18 protein-coding genes are annotated in these 15,670 nt (G+C 70.4%); 7 read left to right on the top strand and 11 right to left on the bottom strand.

Going from position 1 to position 15,670, the window contains the following annotated elements; genetic code table 11:
* Positions 1 to 82 precede the first annotated feature (82 nt).
* From AB0M01_RS22210 to AB0M01_RS22195, 4 genes are all read left to right on the top strand, one after another.
* Entirely contained in the window at positions 83 to 244 is a 162-nt protein-coding gene (locus AB0M01_RS22210) for a hypothetical protein (RefSeq protein WP_363672322.1), read from the top strand.
* Between the two features lie 222 nt (positions 245 to 466).
* Complete coding sequence (locus AB0M01_RS22205; protein WP_363672321.1) at positions 467 to 598, top strand: hypothetical protein; 132 nt, start codon at positions 467 to 469, stop codon at positions 596 to 598.
* A gap of 15 nt (positions 599 to 613) precedes the next feature.
* Positions 614 to 781: a hypothetical protein gene (locus tag AB0M01_RS22200; protein WP_363672319.1), complete on the top strand. Its 168-nt coding sequence runs from the start codon at positions 614 to 616 to the stop codon at positions 779 to 781.
* A 128-nt stretch (positions 782 to 909) separates the two neighbouring features.
* Entirely contained in the window at positions 910 to 3,825 is a 2,916-nt protein-coding gene (locus AB0M01_RS22195; RefSeq protein WP_363672317.1) for an AAA family ATPase, read from the top strand.
* A gap of 62 nt (positions 3,826 to 3,887) precedes the next feature.
* Here AB0M01_RS22195 and AB0M01_RS22190 read toward each other — a convergent pair whose 3' ends face one another.
* Both AB0M01_RS22190 and AB0M01_RS22185 read right to left on the bottom strand, forming a co-directional pair.
* Positions 3,888 to 4,151: a hypothetical protein gene (locus tag AB0M01_RS22190; RefSeq protein ID WP_363672315.1), complete on the bottom strand. Its 264-nt coding sequence runs from the start codon at positions 4,149 to 4,151 to the stop codon at positions 3,888 to 3,890.
* A gap of 191 nt (positions 4,152 to 4,342) precedes the next feature.
* On the bottom strand, positions 4,343 to 5,356 hold the full coding sequence (locus AB0M01_RS22185; RefSeq protein ID WP_363672313.1) for a dipeptidase: 1,014 nt from the start codon (positions 5,354 to 5,356) through the stop codon (positions 4,343 to 4,345).
* Positions 5,357 to 5,427: 71 nt separating this feature from the next.
* On the opposite strand from AB0M01_RS22185, the gene AB0M01_RS22180 reads away from it, so the two are divergent.
* Positions 5,428 to 6,324 (top strand): ornithine cyclodeaminase family protein, encoded by an 897-nt coding sequence (locus AB0M01_RS22180; RefSeq protein ID WP_363672311.1) that lies wholly within the window; start codon positions 5,428 to 5,430, stop codon positions 6,322 to 6,324.
* Here AB0M01_RS22180 and AB0M01_RS22175 read toward each other — a convergent pair.
* The 3 genes from AB0M01_RS22175 to AB0M01_RS22165 form a co-directional block, all read right to left on the bottom strand.
* Positions 6,321 to 6,638 carry a hypothetical protein gene (locus tag AB0M01_RS22175; protein WP_363672309.1) on the bottom strand — a complete coding sequence of 106 codons (318 nt, stop codon included), beginning with the start codon at positions 6,636 to 6,638 and terminating at the stop codon, positions 6,321 to 6,323. The two genes, AB0M01_RS22180 and AB0M01_RS22175, sit on opposite strands and share 4 nt — an antisense overlap.
* A 112-nt stretch (positions 6,639 to 6,750) precedes the next feature.
* Positions 6,751 to 7,107 carry an NADH-quinone oxidoreductase subunit A gene (locus tag AB0M01_RS22170; protein ID WP_363672307.1) on the bottom strand — a complete coding sequence of 119 codons (357 nt, stop codon included), beginning with the start codon at positions 7,105 to 7,107 and terminating at the stop codon, positions 6,751 to 6,753.
* 10 nt (positions 7,108 to 7,117) lie between these two features.
* Positions 7,118 to 7,936, bottom strand: coding sequence for a hypothetical protein (locus AB0M01_RS22165; protein ID WP_363672305.1), 819 nt, complete (start codon positions 7,934 to 7,936; stop codon positions 7,118 to 7,120).
* Between the two features lie 269 nt (positions 7,937 to 8,205).
* On the opposite strand from AB0M01_RS22165, the gene AB0M01_RS22160 reads away from it, so the two are divergent.
* Both AB0M01_RS22160 and AB0M01_RS22155 read left to right on the top strand, forming a co-directional pair.
* Positions 8,206 to 10,158, top strand: coding sequence for a 2-oxoacid:acceptor oxidoreductase subunit alpha (locus tag AB0M01_RS22160; RefSeq protein WP_363672548.1), 1,953 nt, complete (start codon positions 8,206 to 8,208; stop codon positions 10,156 to 10,158).
* The gene (locus tag AB0M01_RS22155) at positions 10,155 to 11,225 is read left to right on the top strand and encodes a 2-oxoacid:ferredoxin oxidoreductase subunit beta (protein ID WP_363672303.1); all 1,071 of its coding nucleotides are present in this window, start codon (positions 10,155 to 10,157) and stop codon (positions 11,223 to 11,225) included. Before AB0M01_RS22160 ends, AB0M01_RS22155 begins: the two co-directional genes overlap by 4 nt.
* Here AB0M01_RS22155 and AB0M01_RS22150 read toward each other — a convergent pair.
* The 6 genes from AB0M01_RS22150 to AB0M01_RS22125 all read right to left on the bottom strand — a co-directional run bounded on the left by AB0M01_RS22150 (position 11,222) and on the right by AB0M01_RS22125 (position 15,669).
* The gene (locus AB0M01_RS22150; RefSeq protein WP_363672301.1) at positions 11,222 to 11,431 is read right to left on the bottom strand and encodes a hypothetical protein; all 210 of its coding nucleotides are present in this window, start codon (positions 11,429 to 11,431) and stop codon (positions 11,222 to 11,224) included. The genes AB0M01_RS22155 and AB0M01_RS22150 overlap by 4 nt on opposite strands.
* Positions 11,432 to 11,455: 24 nt before the next feature.
* The gene (locus AB0M01_RS22145; protein WP_363672299.1) at positions 11,456 to 11,827 is read right to left on the bottom strand and encodes a type II toxin-antitoxin system VapC family toxin; all 372 of its coding nucleotides are present in this window, start codon (positions 11,825 to 11,827) and stop codon (positions 11,456 to 11,458) included.
* Positions 11,824 to 11,961: a hypothetical protein gene (locus AB0M01_RS22140; protein ID WP_363672297.1), complete on the bottom strand. Its 138-nt coding sequence runs from the start codon at positions 11,959 to 11,961 to the stop codon at positions 11,824 to 11,826. Before AB0M01_RS22140 ends, AB0M01_RS22145 begins: the two co-directional genes overlap by 4 nt.
* 15 nt (positions 11,962 to 11,976) lie before the next feature.
* Positions 11,977 to 13,224 (bottom strand): DUF445 domain-containing protein, encoded by a 1,248-nt coding sequence (locus AB0M01_RS22135; RefSeq protein ID WP_363672295.1) that lies wholly within the window; start codon positions 13,222 to 13,224, stop codon positions 11,977 to 11,979.
* 271 nt (positions 13,225 to 13,495) lie between these two features.
* Positions 13,496 to 14,707, bottom strand: coding sequence for an MFS transporter (locus tag AB0M01_RS22130; protein ID WP_363672293.1), 1,212 nt, complete (start codon positions 14,705 to 14,707; stop codon positions 13,496 to 13,498).
* Complete coding sequence (locus tag AB0M01_RS22125; protein ID WP_363672291.1) at positions 14,704 to 15,669, bottom strand: hypothetical protein; 966 nt, start codon at positions 15,667 to 15,669, stop codon at positions 14,704 to 14,706. Before AB0M01_RS22125 ends, AB0M01_RS22130 begins: the two co-directional genes overlap by 4 nt.
* Position 15,670 lies beyond the last annotated feature (1 nt).

Here is a 15,670-nt window from a genome sequence, read left to right as displayed (position 1 = left end):
GCATCGTCTAGGGAGTAGTGCCGATGTGCCGCCGCTCCTCAGCGGCGGAGTGTCGGGGTATCGACGAACCCCGGAGGCCAGCATGTTGTCCTACAGCCCCGACTTTGCCCGGGCCGAGATCGCGTACAAGCAGGAGCTGCTGCGGCGCGAGTACCAGCGGCCGAGCCTGTTCCGCCGCTTGCGTCGTACGGCGGTGAAGCCGGTGCACCGGCCGCACCTGGTGCGGGCGCGGCACGCGGTGTGAGAGCCCGATCACCCCCTGACCAGTCCGATCCCAGCGCGACCGAGGTTCCCCGGAACCCGGTCGCGCTGCTGCGTTTCCGGATCCCCTAGGTCCCGCGTACGCCGTACTAAGGCTCCCCATCCGCACGGATAGGGAGGAAGCCCGATGTGCCGCCCCTCCTCAGACGCGCAGATTAGGGCCATCGACAACGAGTCGAGACAACAACTGCCCAGGAGGCACCTGATGTTCACCACCGAGTCGGTCAAGGCAGAGGTCAGCTACCGCAGCGAGCGCCTCACCCGCGACTTCCGCCGGGCGAACCGGAGCTCCGGCTCCCGCCGGCACCTTTTCCACCTGTTCACCCGGAACGCCTGAGAGGAGGAGACCACCATGATGTTCACCACGGAACAGACCCTGCAGGCCGAGACGGCCTACCGCCGTGAGCGGATCGCCCGCGACTTCCGGGCGACCAGCCGCAAGCAGCGCACCGCGCCGGCGCAGCAGAAGCCGGCCTCGCGGAACGCGCGCCGCTTCCTGCGACCCACCCCGGCCGCGTGACCGCCGTGCACGCCGTCCCTGACCCCCGACAGGTCAGGGACGGCGTCTCCATTTCCGAGCCATTTCTCCGCACAACAGAAGCGGCCACGGTGGGCTGCCGTCGATTTGTGTCGGCTCCAGGGGCGAAGATGGACGACGTGCCCTGGACCTCGACACCTCTCGTCGGCCGCTCGACCGAGATGGCCGCCATGCTCAGCGCCGTCGACGACGCCAGAACGCGTCGCGCCGGCGCCATTCTGCTGTCCGGTGACGCCGGGGTCGGCAAGACCCGGCTGCTCGACGAGGTCGCGACCGGCGCGCACGAGCGCGGCTTCGGCGTCCTGGTCGGGCACTGCACCGACTTCGGCGACGCCGGGCTGCCGTACCTGCCGTTCAGCGAGATCTTCGGCCGGCTCGCGGGCGAGCGCCCCGACCTGGTCGAGAGTGTGCTCACCAACTTCCCGGCGATCGGCCGGCTGCTGCCGACGCACCGGCTGATCGGGGCCCAGCCGGTTCCGCAGGACGGTCCGCTCGACCGGGCGGCGCTGTTCGACGCCGTACTGGGTGCGCTGACCGCGCTGTCGACCAGCGAACCGCTGCTGGTGATCGTCGAGGACACCCACTGGGCCGACGACTCCACCCGGGACCTGATCGGTTTCCTGCTCACCCGGCTGACCTCGCAGCGGCTGGCGCTGATCGTGTCGTACCGCAGCGACGACCTGCACCGCCGGCACCCGCTGCGGCGCCCGATCGCCGAGTGGTCGCGCAATCCCCGCGTACGACGGGTCAACCTGAACCCGCTCGACGCCGCGGAGTCGCGCACGCTGCTGAACGCGCTGCTCCCCGACCGGCTCCCGGAGGACGAGGAGCGCCGCATCCTCGACCGGGCCGGCGGTAACGCGTTCTTCACCGAGGAGCTGGTCGCCGCGGCCTCGATGGGCGACGGCAGCGCCGTACCGCCCGATCTGGCCGACCTGCTGCTGGTCCGGCTCGACCCGCTGTCCGACGACGCCCGCCAGGTCGCCCGGGTGATCGCTGTCGCCGGGCGCCGCGTCTCGCACCAGCTGCTGACTGCTGTCGCCGGGCTGCCCGACCGGGAGCTGGAGACCGCACTGCGCGAGCTGATCGACGCGCACATCATCGAGCACCCCGGCAACGCCAGCTACTACTTCCGCCACGCCCTGCTGGCCGAGGCCGTGTACGACGACCTGCTGCCGGGTGAGCGGGTCCGCCAGCACGCGGCGTACGCGAAGGCCCTGCAGGACCAGACCGTCGCCGGTACGGCGGCCGAGCTCGCTGGGCACGCGACGCGCTCGCACGACCTGGTCACCGCGTTCGAGGCGCGGGTCCGGGCCGGGCAGGAGGCGCTGTCGGTGGCCGCGCCGCAGGAGGCGCTGAAGCACTACGAGATGGCGCTCGAGCTGTTCCCGGCCGACCCCGCGGCCACGTCGGTCGACCGGACCTGGCTGATCGTCGACACCGCGATGGCCGCGACGCTCTCCTCGCAGCACCTGCGCGCGGTCAAGCTGCTGCGCAAGGCGCTCGCCGACCTGCCTGCGGACGCGCCGATCAAGCAGCGCGCCGAGCTGCTGCTGCCGCTGTCCGACATCTGCCTGGTGATCGACCACGACCAGGAGGCGAACGAGGCGGCCTCGCAGGCGTTCCGGCTGGTCGCGGACGAGCCCGCGAGCGCGTTCAAGGCGAAGGTGATCGCGCTGTACGCGCGGGTCTCCGACGCGCTCGGCCGGCCGATGGAGGCCGAGCGGTGGGCGCGCGAGGCGCTGCACATCGCGCGCGAGGTCGGGCAGGAGTCCGCGGCCGGCGACGCGGGGATCACGCTGGCGCAGCTGCGGAAGCGCGCCGGGGACCCGGTGGCCGCGGCGAAGCAGCTGGAGGAGGCCGCCGTACGGGCGCAGCTGGCGGGTGACGCGGCGGCTGAGGTGCGGAGCCGGTATTTGCTGGGGTCGAACCACTTCGACTTGGGTGAGCTGGTCGCTGCGAAGGCGGCGCTGGAGTACGCCGCGCAGCGGGCCGGGGAGCTGGGGCGGCAGTGGGCGGCGTACGGGTTCGATGCTCGGCGGATGCTGGCGTTGACGCAGTTCACGCTCGGGGAGTGGGACGAGGCGGCGGAGACCGCGCGGGCCGACTCGATGACGCCGAGCGCGGCGGCGGCCGGGCTGCGGAGCGTGGGGCTGATGGTGCGCGGCGGGCGGGGTGACACGTCGGTCGCGGAGGACCTGCAGGGGATGCGGAAGTGGTGGTCGCTCGACGTGATGCTGCCGCTGATCGGGCTGCAGCCTGCGGTCGAGGCGTACCGGCAGCTGGACCAGGCCGCGGAGGGCGAGAAGCTGATCGCGGAGGTGTCGGCGCAGCTCGAGTACGTGTTCCAGACCGAGTGGTACATGGCGAAGATCCGGTTTGCGGCGCTGTGGATGCAGCTGCTGTGCCACCGGGTGGTGAGCGAGCCTTCGGCGGCGCAGGAGTTGGTTGCCCGGGGCGCGGAGCTGCTGGCCGAGGGGCACGCGACGGCGGAGAAGGGTCTGCCGCCGGGGCGGGTGCTCGGGGTCGAGGGGATCGCTTGGCTGGCGCGGCTGGAGGCGGAGTGGGAGCGGCTGCGGTGGCTCGCCGATGTCGACCCGCCAACGGCCGAGGAGCATGTGGCGACGTGGCAGCGGACTGCTGACGCGTTCGGGTACGGGTTCGTGATCGAGCAGGCGTGGTCGCGGGTGCGGCTGTCGGCGGCGTTGCGAGCCGCCGGCCGAGTCGCCGACGCCAACGAACAGGCCCAGCTCGCGGCGGAGGTCGGACGCCGGCTGGGCGCGCAGCCGCTGCTCGACGAGCTGGGCAGCGCCGCAGATCCGGTCGGCTCAGCTGCGTTGACTGCTCGCGAGACCGAGGTGCTGGCGCTGCTGGCCGAGGGGCGGACGAACCGTCAGTTGGCGCGCGAGCTGTACATCAGCGAGAAGACGGTCAGCGTGCATGTTTCCAACATCCTGGCGAAGCTCGGAGTCCGCTCGCGGACGGAGGCGGCCGCGGTCGCTCGGCGCGACGGGCTGCTGGAGTAGGTCAACATCTTTCAAGTACCGGCCACCAATCGAGAGCTGGTACTTGAAAGGTTTGGCCGAAGCTAGTGCCGCGTGCGGTGGCTGTGCGCCGTCCGCGGGACGAACGTCGTCCTCAAATGGTGGCGGCTGCGTTGGCGGGCCAGGTCGTCGACCCGGGTGGGGGCGACTTCTGGCCGGTGGGTCGTGGTGGCGCGCTGTGACTGGTGCGGCTCGACCGAGTCGATCAGGTCGTCGAGGACCTGTTGCGCCTTGCGGAAGCGTGCGATGACCAGCCAGGCGGCGGCGATCGCTGCTGCCGCAATCAATACCCAGAGTTGCCAACTCATACCCCACCACCCTGCAATCGCCCCGTTCCCCCTGGTAATCACCATAGACCCGGATTGACCGGATGGCGATAGGTCCATCGCAATCCGTTACGAACAGACGCTTTGGAACCTTCGAAAGTTGTCCGGCGCAAGCACTTTAGGGCGACCAGGCAATGATCTCGGACGGCGACCGGTCATGACGCTGAGTGATCTCAGTGGCTGAGGACCCGCACGAGGTTCGCGCCGAGGACCTTACGGACAGTTGCCTCGGGCACGCCGCGGTCGAGCAGCGCGGCGGTGATCAGCGGCATCCCGGCCGGGCCCTCGAGACCCGGGACGTACACGTGGGCGTCCAGGCCTTCGATGATCAGCGGCAGGTCGCAGGCCGGGATCTTCTCGTCGAACACCTCCGCGACGAAGTCGCTGCCCAGCCCGACGTGGTCCTCGCCGGCGACTGCGAGCAGATGCTCGACGTGGTCGACCAGGTGGCCGACCGTCGGCTTCTCGTCCTCGGTCAGGAAGCCGGCGAAGAAGTTCACGCAGACCACGCCACCGGTCGCGGCGACGCCGCGGAGCTGGTCGTCGGTGAGGTTGCGGTGATGCGCGCGGACGGCGTACGCGCTGGAGTGCGTCGCGATCACCGGCTTGGTCGCCAGCTCGAGGATGTGCTCGACACCGCCGCGGCCGACGTGCGAGATGTCGACCAGTACGCCGAGCTGCTCCAGCAGCGCGACCGACTCGACACCGGCCTTGGTCAGCCGGCTCCCGGCCGCGTCCTCGCCGGAACCGTCGGCGAGCGCGCTGCGGCCGAAGTGCGTGAACGAGACGACCCGGACGCCGAGCCGGTGCAGCGTGTGGAACAGCTCGACGTCCGTGTCGATCTGCGGGCAGCCCTCGAGCGCGAGCACCAGCGCGATCCGGCCGGACTGCGTCGCGGCCTCGATCTCCGCGCCGGTCCGGCAGAGCGCGACCTGATCGGCGTTCTGCTCGGCGACCTGGTGCGCGGCCTCGATCATCCGCAGCGTCTCCCGCAACGCACCCTCGGGCCGGAACTCGTCGTCGATGAACACCGGCAGCACCTGCACGTCGATCCCGCCGGCGCGCAGCTGCGGGATCCAGTGCTCGCGGAAGTAGCTCCCCCAGACCGCCTTCGGCCGCCGCGCGACCAGCATCAGCAGGTCGTTGTGCGCGTCGGCGACGATCGCGGTCCGGTGCAGGTCGTTCATCGGCTCTCCTCAGGTGGGTTCGGGGACAGCCGACCACTCCGACCCGGGATGAGCAACCTAGGGTGAACCCGGTGAAGATCTTCAGCGCTGACGACGTACGCCGTACCGTCCCGATGCCGGCCGCGGTCGACGCGGTCCGGGAGGCGTTCGGGGAGCTGCGGGCCGGGCACTTCGTGCTGCCCGCGCGGCAGGTGTTCGGCGACGGCGCGGTGCTGGTGATGTCGGCGTACCACGCGCCGAGCGGGACCGCGGTGGTGAAGAAGATCGGGATCGCCCTCGACCAGGTCCCGGCGATCCGCGCCACGCTGATCTGGACCGGCGGCGGCGAACAGCTCGTTGCCGACGGCACCTCGATCACGACGCTGCGGACGGGCGCGGTGGTCGGCGTCTCCACGGATCTGCTGGCCGAGCCGGACGCGACCCGGCTGACGGTGATCGGCACCGGCGCCCAGTCCGCCGATCAGGTCCGCGCGGTTCTCGCCGTACGCGCTATCAGCACGGTCCGCCTGATCGGCCGCAACCCGGACCGCGCCGCGGCACTCGCGACCGAGCTGGCCGACGAGTTCCCCGCGGTGAAGTTCCTCCCCGGCACCGACATCGACGCGTCCCTCGCCGACGCCCAGGTGGTCTGCTGTGCGACGTCCTCCAGCACTCCCCTCTTCACCGCCGACGCCCTCCCGGACCGAGTCCACGTCAACGCCATCGGCGCCTTCCGCCCCACCATGCGCGAACTCCCCCGCGACCTCCTCACCACCGCCACCCTGGTCATGGTCGACCAGCAGGAAGCCGCCCTCGAGGAATCCGGCGAAATCATCGACGCCGTCGAAGCCGGCCTCCCCCGAGAATCCCTCCTCGACCTGGGCGACGCACTGACCGCTCCCCCGAAGCCCGAAGGCCGCACGGTCTTCAAGTCCGTAGGCCTGGGCCCCCAGGACTGGGCCATCGCCAAGCTGCTCTCCGAGAGCTAGTCGTACACGTCGAACCAGCGCAGATACCCCACGTCCAATTCAGGCAGCAACGGCCGGCCGTAGGGCCGAGTCAGCGGCCGCCGGTCCACCATGGCCGCCGCCACATCGTCCAGCATCGCCCCGACCCCGCCCCAGCACCGCCGCCCCGGCTCCGGTTCCTCCGACCACCACTCGCAGACGCTCCCGTACGCCGGCCCGCCGGCCAGATCGACGTACAGCACACCACCGTCGGCGGCCTCGGCGATCGGCAGGTAGACGTCGAGCCACCCGGGTAGACCAGCGAGCCTCGGATCGGCCCAGACCTTCTGCAACATCTTTCGAGACGACAGCATGTCCATCACCGGCATCAGGTTGTGGAGCGGAGGAAGCACCGCCCGGTGGCCCATGCAGTTGGCCAACTGCAGGAGCTCGACCTGCTGTTCGTCCTTACGTCCAGGTGAGGACCTTCTTGCGGTACGCGTACAGCAAGCCGATCGTCACGAAGGCCAGGAAGACGAACATCTCGATCAGGGACGAGACGCCGACGGTCGCGAAGACCGTCGCCCACGGGAACAGGTACACCGCGTCGACGGCGAAGATCACGTACAGGTAGGCGAACAGGTAGTACCGGATGTGGATCTGGGCCCAGCCCTCGCCGACCGGGTCGACGCCGGACTCGTACGTCGTGAGCTTCTCGGGCGTCGAGTACGTGATGGTCAGGGCGCGGTTGAGCGCGAAGGCGCCGACCAGGCCGCCGAGGCCCAGCAGGACGATCGCGACGACTACACCGTAGGCCTCCGACACGGGCCTAACTCTAGTTGGTGCAGAGCAGCATGGAGTCCACCGCGACTTGCGGGCCGTAGCCGGACTTGAGGTCGGTGACCTGCAGGCGGAGCCGGTTCACGCCGGGGATCTGGCGGTTGAACCAGGTCTCGGTCTCCTGGGTCTGTTCGATCGAGCCGATCAGCGCCGCGCCGTTCAGCAGCGAGACGCGCACCGTCCCGTCGGTGATGTTGCCGAGCCAGTTCTTCACCCAGGAGCAGCCGGCCGAGTTCACGTCGCCCCAGACCACGCCGCCCTTGTCGGCGAGCAGCTCGGCCTCGGCGCGCCGCGGCGACTCCGCGGGAGCGACCACGTTGAACGCCGGGTGCCCCTTGCCGCCCGAGGCGAGCAGCGGCTTGGCGAAGATCCCGCGCCACTTGTAGTGCGAGTACCCGTACGGCGCGGAGGCGGCCGCCGCGTACGGCGCCTGCGGGCCGATCGCGAGCCGGTAGGTGCGGATCGAGCCGGGCTGGTTCGACGAGACCGTCACGTTCGCGCCGGACGGCGTCGCGTGGCCGATCTCCTGCCAGCCCTTCACCGCGTCCCAGCGCTGCAGCGCGACCCGCGAGCCCGCGGCCGGCGCGGGGGTCAGCGTGCCGCTGACCGTCAGCGTGCCGGCCGTGTAGTCCGAGGTCCGCACACTGGTGATCTTGACCGTACGAACCGGCGCAGCCTCAGCGGTCTGTACGGCGCGCGCCGTGTCCTCGGCGACCATCGCGCTCTGCGCCGGCGCGATCGCTCCCGAGCACCCGGCGAGCACGAGCGCGCCGGCCAGCGCCGTACCACTGAAAAGAAAGGCACGTACGCCCATCGTCAAGCTCCCTCGAGACCGGGCGGCGCCCGGGTGATCGCAACAGTCGACAGACACATTGCCTGCTGCGGCAACAGATGGCAAGCGAGCGACTGCACTACGTCACACCGCGGCCCGCGGTACCACCCGTCCCAGGCTGTGGACCGGCGGGGCCGACCACTGGTTCAGGGCAAAAGCCGAACTAACATTGGGATATCGCCCTGACCGGGGGGATCGGCGGTTCGTCCGACGACGCCGGGCCCGAGCTCGACTTGGAGATGACACGACTGATGGCCATCGAGGTCAAGCAGCTGGACCGCGTGGTGATCCGCTTCGCCGGTGACTCCGGCGACGGGATGCAGCTCACGGGGGACCGGTTCACCGCGGAAACGGCATCGTTCGGCAACGACCTGTCGACGCTGCCCAACTTCCCCGCCGAGATCCGGGCACCTGCCGGAACCCTGCCGGGAGTCTCCTCCTTCCAGCTGCACTTCGCCGACCACGACATCCTCACCCCGGGTGACGCGCCGGACGTGCTGATCGCGATGAACCCGGCGGCGCTGAAGGCCAACCTGCGCGACGTGCCGCGCGGCGCCACGCTGATCATCGACACCGCCGACTTCACCGGCCGCAACCTGAAGCGGATCGGGTACGACGAGAACCCGCTGGAGACCGGCGAGCTCGAGGCGTACCACGTGGTCGCGCTGAACCTGACCGGCATGACGGTGGAGTCGGTCAAGGAGTTCGGGCTGTCCCGCAAGGACGCCTCCCGGGCCAAGAACATGTACGCGCTCGGCCTGGTCTCCTGGCTGTTCCAGCGGCCGGTCGAGTCGACGATCGAGTTCCTGCAGTCCAAGTTCGCCGGCAAGCCGGACATCCGCGACGCCAACATCGCGGCCTTCCGGGCGGGCTACAACTTCGGCGAGACCGCCGAGGAGTTCTCGGTCCGGTACGAGGTGAAGCCGGCCAAGATGGCGACCGGTACCTACCGCAACATCTCCGGCAACCTCGCGCTGGCGTACGGCCTGGTGGCGGGCGCGCAGCGGGCGGGCCTGCCGCTGGTGCTCGGCGCGTACCCGATCACCCCGGCGTCCGACGTACTGCACGAGCTGTCGAAGCTGAAGCGGTTCGACGTGACCACGATCCAGGCCGAGGACGAGATCGCCGGTGTCGGCGCGGCACTCGGTGCGTCGTTCGCGGGCGCGCTCGGTGTCACCACGTCGTCCGGTCCGGGGATCAGCCTGAAGTCGGAGACGATCGGCCTCGGCGTGATGCTCGAGCTGCCGCTGGTGGTCTGCGACATCCAGCGCGCGGGTCCCTCCACCGGTATGCCGACCAAGACCGAGCAGGCCGACCTGCTGCAGGTGATGTTCGGCCGCAACGGCGAGGCGCCGCTGCCGGTGCTCGCGGCCCAGTCCCCCGCGGACTGTTTCGCGATCGCTGTCGAGGCGACCCGGATCGCGGTCACCTACCGGACGCCGGTGATCGTGCTGTCCGACGGGTACCTGGCGAACGGCTCCGAGCCGTGGCAGATCCCGGTCGTCGAGGACCTGGTCACCATCGACCCGAACTTCACCACCGAGCCGAACGCGACCGCCGACGACGGGACGCCGAAGTACCTCCCCTACCTGCGCGACCCGGAGACCCTGGCCCGCGCCTGGGCGATTCCCGGTACGGCGGGGCTGGACCACCGGATCGGTGGCCTGGAGAAGGAGGACAAGACCGGCAACATCTCCTACGACCCGGCCAACCACGACCTGATGATCCGGACCCGGCAGGCCAAGATCGACGGGATCGCCCGGAGCATCGACCCGCTCGTGGTCGACGACCCGGACGGCGACGCGAAGGTGCTGGTGCTCGGCTGGGGTTCGACGTACGGGCCGATCGGGGCCGGCGTCCGCCGGGTGCGCAAGGTCGGCGGCAAGGTCGCCCAGGCGCATCTCCGGCACCTGAACCCGTTCCCGGACAACCTCGGCGACGTGCTGAAGTCGTACGACAAGGTGCTGGTCCCGGAGATGAACCTCGGGCAGCTGGCGATGCTGCTGCGCGCCAAGTACCTGGTCGACGTCGTCTCGTACGCGCAGGTCCGGGGCATGCCGCTGGGCGCCGCGGAGCTGGCCGAAGTCATCGGGAACCTGGTCGAGGAGACCGAGGGCATCGACGACGACGCGCGGCACCTCGGGGTCGACGCCGCGAACCTGAAGCACGGTGAGCAACTGGAGCAGTCGGAGGGAGCACGATGAGCACCGTCGACCTGGGGCTGCCGGGCGGTCTGCACGGCGTACCGGTGGCGACCGAGCCGCAGAACCGCAAGGAGTACGTGTCGGACCAGGAGGTGCGCTGGTGCCCGGGCTGCGGGGACTACGCCGTCCTGGCCGCGTTCCAGGGGTTCCTGCCCGAGCTCGGGATCAAGCGCGAGAACGTCGCGATGGTGTCAGGGATCGGCTGCTCGTCGCGCTTCCCGTACTACCTGTCGACGTACGGGATGCACTCGATCCACGGGCGGGCGCCGGCGATCGCGACCGGGCTCGCGGTGGCCCGGCCGGACCTGAGCGTCTGGGTGGTGACCGGTGACGGCGACGCGCTGTCGATCGGCGGCAACCACCTGATCCACACCCTGCGGCGGAACGTGAACCTGAAGATCCTGCTGTTCAACAACCGGATCTACGGGCTGACCAAGGGCCAGTACTCACCGACGTCGGAGCCCGGCAAGGTGACCAAGTCGACGCCGATGGGCTCGGTGGACAACCCGTTCAACCCGGTCTCGCTCGCCCTCGGCGCGGAGGCGACGTTCGTCGCCCGAACCGTCGACTCCGACCGCAAGCACCTCACGTCGGTGCTGAAGGCCGCCGCGGAGCACCGCGGGACGGCGTTCGTGGAGATCTACCAGAACTGCCCGATCTTCAACGACAACGCCTTCGACGCGTTCAAGAACCCCGACACCCGCGACGACGCGATCATCCCGCTCAAGCACGGGGAACCGATCCGTTTCGGCGTCGACGGCCACCTCGGCGTGGTCCGCGACGGTTTCGCGTCACTCGCGGTCCGCGAGGTCGCCGAACTGCCCGGCGGCGAGGCCGACCTGGTCGTGCACGACGCGCACACCGACGACCCGGCGTACGCGTTCGCGCTGTCCCGCCTGACCGACGCCGGCGTCCTGCACCAGGCACCGATCGGTGTCTTCCGCCAGGTCAACCGCCCGGCGTACGACGACCTGGTCCGCCAGCAGGTCAGCACCGCCCAGGAAACCAGCGGCACCGGCGACCTCCAGTCCCTGATCACCGGCTCCGACACCTGGACCGTCGACTAGTCGCCTTCGAACGCGAGCCCCAGGGCGGTCAGCTCCTCCTCGAGGATCCTGATCGCCTTGGGCCCGACCCCGTGAATCGCGAGCAGCTCCTTCGGGGTGACCGAGGTGAGCTGCTCGTACGTCGTGTAGCCGTTCAACGCGAGCTCCCGGTCGGCCACCTTGCCGATCCGCCGGGTGAACTCGGTGGCGGGAATCTCGTCGGTCAACTCGGTCTCCTCGATCGGCCAGGGTCAGACGGCGATGACCTGAAGGTGCTCGTCGAGACCGACGAAGTCCTTCGGGTTGCGGGTGTACAGCACGGCGTCGTGCGTCGCCGCGGTGGCAGCGATCACCAGGTCGAAGGACCGGCTCCGGGGCTGACGCCCGGCGGCAACGACCGCCGCGGCGAAGGCGCCGTACGTGCGAGCGATGGCGTCGGTGACCGGCAACGGCTCGAAGGCCCGCTCGATCGCCGCGACCCGCCGCAGCCGCTCGGCCCGCACCTGCGGGCTCTTGGCGACCAGCACGCCGAAGTGCAACTCCGCCAGGCTGATCGTGCTGATCGCCAACTCGGCGTCGACCGGCTCGTCCAGACCGCCCTTGCAGCGACGAGCTGATGTCACCGCCCTTCGGACGCCCACGGATGTCTCGGCTCGTGGTCGATCAGTTCCCGATCTGTCACCCAGTCGTCGTCCGGCCGGGGAGGCAGGATTTCCTCGGCGGCCGTCAGTCGCAGGTCGTCCGGCCCGGGATTCATGCACCCCACGATAGATCAGAGCCACTGGCTGACGGTGTGGATGATGAGCCCGACCAGGGCGCCGACCACCGTGCCGTTGATGCGGATGAACTGGAGGTCGCGGCCGACGTGGAGCTCGATGCGGGCTGAGGCTTCGCGGCCGTCCCAGCGTTCGATGGTGTCGGAGATGACCGAGACGATCTCGTTGCCGTAGGTGCGGACGACGTAGGCGACGGCCTCGGTGGCGCGGGCGTCGACCTTCGCGCGGAGGGGGTCGTCGGTCTGGAGGCGGGTGCCCAGGTCCTTGATCGCCTGGACGGCGCGGGTCTGCAGCGGGCTGGCGGGGTCGGTGATGGCGTCGATCAGGGCGGTGCGGACGGCGTCCCAGACGGCGGTCAGGCTGGGGGCGAGGTCGGGGTGGTCGAGCATCCGGCGCTTGAACGCCTCGAAGCGTTCCATCATCTCCGGGTCGCGCTGCAGGTCCGCGGCGAACTTGCTGAGCAGGCGGTCGACGGCCTGCCGCGCCGGGTGCTGCTGATCGTCCCGTACGCCGGCCAGCCAGGTCAGCGCCTCCCGGTGGATGCGGTCGACGACCAGCGAGTCGACCCAGCGCGGCGACCAGCGCGGTGCGCGCGGGCCGACGACCTCGGCGAGCACGTCGCGGTTGTCGCGCAGCCAGTCGTACGCCTCGTCGAAGACCAGGTCGAGCAGCGCGTGGTGCGCGCCGTCCTGGACGACCGACTCGAGGAAGTGCCCGGCGATCGGGCTCAGCGGCTCCTCGGCGAACCGCGGCAGCAGCGAGCCGCGGACGAACGCGGTGACGTCGGAGTCGCCGAGCTTCGGCAGCACCGCGCCGACCGTCCGGGCGCCCTCGGCGACGATCCGCTCGGCGTGGTTCGCGCCGGCCAGCCACTCACCGGCCCGGCGGCTCACCTCGGCCGACGCCATCTTGCCGGCCACCACGTCCTCGGACAGGAAGTTCTCGGTGACGAACTGCTCAAGGCTCTCGGCCAGGCTGTCCTTGCGGGTCGGCACGATCGCGGTGTGTGGGATCGGCAGCCCGAGCGGGTGTCGGAACAGCGCGGTGACCGCGAACCAGTCGGCCAGCGCGCCGACCATCGCCGCCTCGGAGGCCGCGTTCACGTAGCCCCAGGCGCCGTCGCGGTGCAGCGTGACGATGTAGATGATCGCGGCGAGCACCAGCAGAGACAGTGCGACCAGCCGCATCTGCCGCAGCCCGCGCCGCCGGACCAGGTCGGGGCCGCTCAGGGTCATCGTCGCCATGACCCCATCCAACCAAGTCCCTGGTGAGCATCCGGTCAGGAAACCACCGGGTTTTTCCCTGAGGCCCCCGTACGCCGACTGCCGGTGGCTGAGGCGGTGGCCATGCGGCCGGACCCAGTTGACGGTGGCTGAGGCCGCGGCGGCCGGAAGTGCGCACGGAGGGGCGCTTCTGCACGGTGGGCGCCGCCTCCAGGGCGGCAGGCGCCGCTTACCGAGCGGCGGGCGCCGACGGCAGGCGCCGTTTGCTGAGCGGCAGGCGCTGTGGCGCCGCTTACTGAGCGGCGGGCGCTGTGGTGCGACCTGTGCGCCGGTCCATCAGGCCTGAGGCGAGCGCCAGCAGCAGGCCGAGGATCGCCAGCCCGGCGCCCAGCCGGCTCGGCCACTCGTACCCGTACCCCGCGGCCAGCACCAGCGAGCCCAGCCACGCGCCCAGCGCGTTGGCGATGTTCAGGGTCGAGTGGTTGAGCGACGCCGCCAGCGACTGACCCTCGTGGGCCACGTCCATCAGCCGGGTCTGCAGCGCCGGGATCAGCAGGCTCGACGAGAAGCCGAGCAGGAAGACCGCGAGCAGCGCGGTCGGGCGGGTGTGGGCGAGCCAGCCGAAGGTGGTCAGCATGATCGTGATCGCCACCAGCCCGCCGTACAGGCTGGGCATCAGTGCGCGATCGGCGAGCCGGCCGCCGACCAGTGTGCCGCCGGTCATGCCGACGCCGAAGATCGCGAGCACGATCGTCACCGCGCCCTCGCTGAAGCCGGCCAGCTCGGTCATCGTCGGGGTGATGAACGTGTACGTCGCGAACATGCCGCCGAAGCCGACCATCCCGACCAGCAGCGCCATCCACACCTGCGGCCGGGCCAGCGCGCTCAGCTCACTGCGCACGTTGACCTCGCTGCCGACCGGCTGCGGCCCGACCCAGAACCAGACCGCGCCGAGCGTCAGCAGTCCCAGGACGGCGACCAGGACGAACGGCAACTGCCAGCCGAACTGCTGGCCGAGCAGCGTCGAGGCCGGTACGCCGACGATGTTGGCGATCGGCAGCCCGACCATGATCATCGAGACCGCCCAGGCCCGCCGGTTGGCCGGCACCAGCGAGGCGCTGACCACCGCGCCGATCCCGAAGAACGCGCCGTGCGGCAGCCCGGACAGGAACCGCGCGGCCATCAGCATCTCGTAGCTCCCCGCAACAGCCGAGAGCACGTTCCCGAGCACGAACACACCCATCAGCCCGAGCAGCAGCCGCTTCCGCCCGGTCCGGGCGCCCAGCGCGGCGATCACGGGCGCACCGACGACGACACCCACGGCGTACGCCGAGATGACGTGCCCGGCGGTCGGGATCGAGATGCCGACCCCGTCGGCGATCTGCGGCAGCAGTCCCATCGTGACGAACTCGGTGGTCCCGATCGCGAACCCACCGGTGGCCAGCGCGAACAACGCCAGCCCGACGTGCCGGTAGCGCGTGTCAGCAGTCACCGAAGTTGTCACACCTGAATTGTCGCATCCGCCGACCGGCCCGACCGAATCCAGCAGACCACCAGGAGGACCACCGCGAGGGCGCTGAAGACCACGTTCCCGGCCAGGTCCACCGACCGCGACGCCGCCGACACCGGGTGCTCCGGGAACGAGTGCCACGCGTACGTGAGCGACGTCCCACCGGCCAGCGCCATCGCGTGCCGGCCGGTCCACCCGTCCCGCCGCGACCACCGCAGTACGACGGTCAGCGCAACCGCGAACAGCACGAGCATCGCCGCCACCTGCACCCAGCCGTTCCAGCCGACGTCGTTCACCACCATGAACGCCGACGACACCACCAGCCCGAACACCCCGACGACCCACTCCGCGGGCACCCCTCCGGCCCCGCGGACCACCGGCCGCCGCCCCACCCGCACGGCCGCCACAACCAACGCAGCGATCGCGACGAGCACTCCCGCGAACTGCCCCGGCGCCGCCACGAACGAGTCGCTCTGCAGCTGGAACGCGGTCGTCGCCAGCACCCCGAAGCCGAAGACGATGCAGAACACCACGATCCCCTTCCGCCCGAACCACGGCCGCTTCGACGAGATCGACTCGATCAGCACGATCGGCACCGTGATGCTCCAAACCGTGTGCAGCGCGAGCACGAACAGCGTCCACGGCGCCCCCATCCCCAGCCACGAGATGTGCCCCGGATCGAGCAGCCGTAGGTCGGCGTAGTTCGGGTTGAACAGCGACTGCGTCGTCACCCCTTCCTCCAGTACGCCGTACGCGAGCGCGAGCAGCAGCACGCTCGGATACCCCCACCCGCGATGCCGCACGAGCTCCCGGATCAGGACCGCGCCCCCGCCGTACAGGGGTGCCAGCGCGAACAGCGCGAAGAGCTGGGAGATCGGCAGGTTCCCCAGCAGGAACTCGGCCACCAGCGGAGACAGGAAGAACAGCCCGAGGGCCGGCAGGATTCGCTTGGTCACC

Source organism: Kribbella sp. NPDC051770, from assembly GCF_040681455.1.
Classification (GTDB): domain Bacteria; phylum Actinomycetota; class Actinomycetes; order Propionibacteriales; family Kribbellaceae; genus Kribbella.
The sequence above is the reverse complement of the archived record's forward strand: the minus strand, read 5'-3'. Positions and strand labels throughout refer to the sequence as shown.